Raw genomic sequence first — 4,741 nt, forward strand, 5'->3', positions numbered from 1 at the left:
CAAAATAGGCCCAAGTCCGGCAAAATGGAAGGGTTTTGTAAAAACCTCTAAAGATGGCGGTATTAGCTGGTCAGAGCAAAAAGCATTGCCCGAAGGTTTTTTAGGGCCGATTAAAAATAAGCCTGTTTTGTTGAAAGATGGCACGCTGCTGAGTCCGGTAAGCACCGAAGGTAAAGCCTGGCAGGTGCATTTTGAGGCCACAAAAGATTTTGGTAAAAACTGGACAATGATAGGCCCGATCAGCGATGGTAAAGATTTGAAAGCCATACAACCCAGTATTTTAACTTATAATGACGGCAAGCTACAGGCGCTTTGCCGCAGCCAGAACCGGGCTATTCTCAGCACATGGTCGAAAGATGGAGGGCAGACTTGGTCTGCTTTGGAAAAGACCAGTCTGCCAAATAATAATTCTGGTACCGACGTGGTGACCTTGAAAGATGGTCGCCAGTTATTGGTTTACAATCACGTTTTGCCACCGGGAAATTTAGCTAAGGGGGCACGTACGCCGTTGAATGTGGCTGTTTCTAAAGATGGTATTACCTGGTATGCGGCTTTGATTTTGGAGGACTCACCTATCAGCCAGTATTCGTATCCATCGGTTATTCAATCAGCAGATGGTTTGGTGCATGTGGTGTATACCTGGCGCAGGCAAAAAATAAAGCATGTGGTTATTGATCCTTCAAAATTGGAATTGAAAGAAATTAAGGATGGTGTTTGGCCGAAGGTGGAGGGTTATACGCCTCCGTTGCCTGCGGGGGAAACTAAGGATTTGTAAGGGGAAAAAATGACAGCAGGTTAAACTGGGTGTCATGCTGAGGCCCTCGAAGCATGGTGGGCAGGGCCTTTACGCGCGACCCTTCGACAGGCTCAGGGTGACAGGCCGGGCTCGTTGATGGTATGATAATTAACCACGTCATTACGAGGCACGAAGCAATCCCAAACTGTGCAGGGCGGCTCCGCTAATCGGGGATTGCTTCGTGCCTCGCAATGACGCTTTCTTTTTGTTTAAATGTAGAGACGCATCACATGCGTCTCCATTAGGACAAGCGGCCTTACAATGAACTTGCTCGCGGGAGACGCATGTGATGCGTCTCTACAAAAAAATAAAAGAATGAAAAAACTGATCTACATACTGATAACCTGCCTCACAGCGATGAGTTTTGCCGTCCGCGCACAGCAAACTACCGATGCCATGTACAGGAAAACCCTGAAGGAGGTACTTGATGAGGTACAGGACAAATACCACGTAAAGATCAAGTACACCGCTGCCCAGGTTGAGGGTAAATGGGTTAACTACGCTCAATGGCGTTTCAGGCCAAATGTAGATAGCACACTGGCCAACATCCTTACCCCGCTTGATCTGAAAGTAAATAAAGAAGCCCCTGGTAGGTACAAACTCAAAGAATATGAATACTTCCGCTGGTCGGTGAGCGATGGCTGGAAAGAGCTTGACAGGATTGCCGCCCAATACCACGATCGTGATACCTGGGAACAACGTAAAGCCATACTAAAACCCGAGTTGTACAAAGCATTGGAGCTATCGCCCCTGCCTGCTAAACCTGCTTCAAAACCAATCGTCACCCCCAAACGGACTTATGACGGTTACACAGTTGAGAATATTGCTATTGAAATTTTGCCAGGTTTGTACATTAACGGTTCACTATATAAACCATCTAAAATAAAAGGGAAGATCCCGGTGATCTTAAGTCCCGATGGGCACTGGGAGCACCAGCGGTACCGTGCCGATTGCCAGATCCGTTGTGCCTCGCTGGCGCGGATGGGGGCAATGGCTTACAGTTATGACCTTTTTGCCTGGGGCGAGTCCCTGCTGCAATTTAAGGATGAAGATCATCGCCGCAGCCTGGCACAAACTATCCAGGCGCTTGGGGCAATTCGCATATTGGATTATGTGCTTTCGCTTAAAGAAACCGACCCTGAACGGGTAGGCATCAGCGGCGGCTCGGGTGGCGGGAGCCATACCGTTTTGATGACTGCCATGGACGACCGGATCAAACTCAGCGCCCCGGTGGTATCGGTGTCATCTTACTTTTATGGGGGATGCCCTTGCGAAAGTGGCATGCCTATCCATCAATGCGGTAACGGAACAGATAATGTAGAACTGGCTGCCATGGCCGCACCGCGACCACAGTTACTGATCTCCGACGGACAGGACTGGACAGCCAACATGCCGGAGCATGATTTTCCTTATCTCCAAAAAATGTATGGCTATTACGATGCTGCCGATAAAGTAGAGAATGTGCATTTACCTAACGAAGGGCATGATTTCGGTTCTTCAAAACGGGCGGCATTGTACCTCTTTATCGCCAAGAATTTTCATCTCGATATTAATAAGATAAAAGACAATAAGGGCGGTTTCGATGATGAAAAGGTAACCATCGAAAAGGAGCCTGCTATGTATGTGTTTGGTGACAAGGGCGAAAAGCTCCCGCCTAATGCTATAAAAGGTTTTGAGCAATTAGAGAAAGTATTTGCGCAGGCAACAAAAAAATAAGTTATGAAATACAGGTTGATCTCAGGTTTTTGGATAGGGTTAATGGTATGTGCTTTTAGTGCACCGTCGGTTGCCCAAACCGCATCAAAGCAGCGCTATAAAGTAGCGGTTGTTGATCTGATGATCCTTAAACGGCAAAAGTTAGGCGCGTTTCAGTTGGCTAAAGATATCGGTGCGGATGGTGTTGAGGTTGATATGGGCGGCCTTGGCGACCGCGAGACTTTTGATAACCAGCTGGCCAATGATTCGATCAGTAAAGTATTCCTGAACAAGGCAAAAGAGCTGAACCTCGAAATCCCATCCATGGGCATGACCGGCTTTTTCGCCCAATCATTTGCCGAACGGCCGACAGCGGTTAAGGCCGTTACCGATTGTATCAACACCATGAAACAAATGGGTATTAAAGTTGGCTTTTTGCCGATGGGCGTAAAAGGCGACCTGATAAAATACCCTGAATTGCGGCAAGCTATTGTTTCCCGCTTAAAAGAGGTTGGTAAAATAGCCGAAAAGGTCGGTGTAGTGATAGGTATTGAAACAGCATTGGATGCCAAAGGCGAGTTGCAGTTGTTGAAAGATGTGGGCTCACCTGGCATTAAAAGCTATTTCAATTTTGAAAACGCCATCAGGAACGGGCGCGATTTGGACGGCGAACTTAAAACTTTGGGCAAAAATTATATCGTGCAGATCCACTGTACCAATGATGATGGTGTTTGGCTGCAAAACGATCCTAAAATAAACATGAAGCAGGTAAAGGCCACATTGGATAAAATGGGCTGGACAGGCTGGCTGGTGATTGAACGCTCGCGCGATGCCAAAGACCCGCGTAATGTAAAGTGGAATTTCAGCGCTAATACCACATACGTAAAATCAATATTCCAAACTAATTAAACCATAAATGAAGCGTCGCCGCATAGTTGTTTTGATATTCCTGTTAAATGTTATTTTGACAGGTGGTGCTTTTGCGGCCGAAATTTGGGTATCGCCAAAGGGCTCCGATAACAATGCCGGAACCCGGCAACAACCACTGGCAACCATAGCAATGGCCATCAGAAAAGCCCGTGAACTGAGGCGGTTAAATGATGCATCGATAAAAGGCGGCATCCATATCAAAGTATTAGCGGGAGTTTACCAGTTAGCAGAACCTTTATTTATCCGCCCCGAAGATTCAGGTACAGCCGAGAGCCCGACCTTTATTGAGGGCGAAGGAATAGGCAAAACTATCCTAAGCGGCGGGATAACTATAGCCGGATGGCGTAAAGTAACTTCAGAGGTTCCCGGTTTACCTGCGGAGGCCAAAGGTAAAGTTTGGGTTGCCGATGGCTCTGTTATTAGTGATGAGCCTTTCCAATTCAGACAGCTATGGGTGAATAATGAAAAGGCGATTCGCACCCGCGATACAGATGCTCCATTAATGAACCGCATTCTTTCCTGGGATCACAAAACCGAAACCTGTGTAATTCCATGGTCGGCCTCTACGGATACCTCTCACCTCCAAGGCATGGAAATGTTTATTCACCAATGGTGGGCAATTGCCATTTTACGGGTTAAAGCTGTCAAGGTAATGGGGGATAGCGCCCGCTTATCTTTTTATCAGCCCGAAAGTCGCATCCAGTCCGAGCATCCCTGGCCGGCACCCTGGATCTCCAAAAAGACGGGCAATTCGGCGTTTTATCTCAGCAACTCCATTAGCTTTTTAAATCATCCCGGCGAGTGGTTTCGTGACCGCATCGCTAACAAAATATATTATATCCCACGCAAAGGTGAGGATCTGCAAACAGCTGTCGTTACCGTTCCCCAATTGGAAACATTGGTAAAAATAGAAGGCACTCTTGATCGCCCGGTTAACTACGTCAGCTTTAAAAATATCAGTTTTGAGCACAGCAACTGGCTTCGTCCGTCAAAAGAGGGTTTGGTCCCGCACCAGGCCGGGATGTACATGCTGGATGCTTACAAGTTAAAAATCCCCGGCACGCCGGATAAAAAAGGACTGGAAAACCAGGCTTGGGTGGGCCGGCCGAAAGCTGCGGTTGAAATAGCTTATGCGTCGCACATCACATTTGATGGCTGCGGTTTTGAACACATGGCTTCAACCGGGCTGGATTTTCAGCGGGGTACGCACAATGATGTGGTTAAAGGCAGCCTGTTTAAAGATATTGGCGGCACAGCAGTGCTTGACGGTGTATATTCCGACGAAGCGCAGGAAGTACACCTGCCTTATAACCCAACCGA

The 4,741-nt window shown here is 47.5% G+C and carries 3 protein-coding genes and 1 pseudogene; all 4 read left to right on the forward strand.

Going from position 1 to position 4,741, the window contains the following annotated elements; genetic code table 11:
• The coding region (locus VF500_RS16175; protein ID WP_330860666.1) for a sialidase family protein at window positions 1–775 on the forward strand (775 nt) is incomplete at its 5' end.
• Window positions 776–1,111: 336 nt separating this feature from the next.
• Entirely contained in the window at window positions 1,112–2,512 is a 1,401-nt protein-coding gene (locus tag VF500_RS16180; RefSeq protein ID WP_330860667.1) for an alpha/beta hydrolase family protein, read from the forward strand.
• A gap of 3 nt (window positions 2,513–2,515) precedes the next feature.
• Complete coding sequence (locus tag VF500_RS16185) at window positions 2,516–3,400, forward strand: sugar phosphate isomerase/epimerase family protein (protein WP_330860668.1); 885 nt, start codon at window positions 2,516–2,518, stop codon at window positions 3,398–3,400.
• A 7-nt stretch (window positions 3,401–3,407) separates the two neighbouring features.
• Window positions 3,408–4,741 (forward strand): annotated as a pseudogene (locus tag VF500_RS16190) (hypothetical protein); the annotation flags it as partial.

The organism is Mucilaginibacter sp., assembly GCF_036383575.1.
Taxonomy (GTDB): Bacteria; Bacteroidota; Bacteroidia; order Sphingobacteriales; family Sphingobacteriaceae; genus Mucilaginibacter.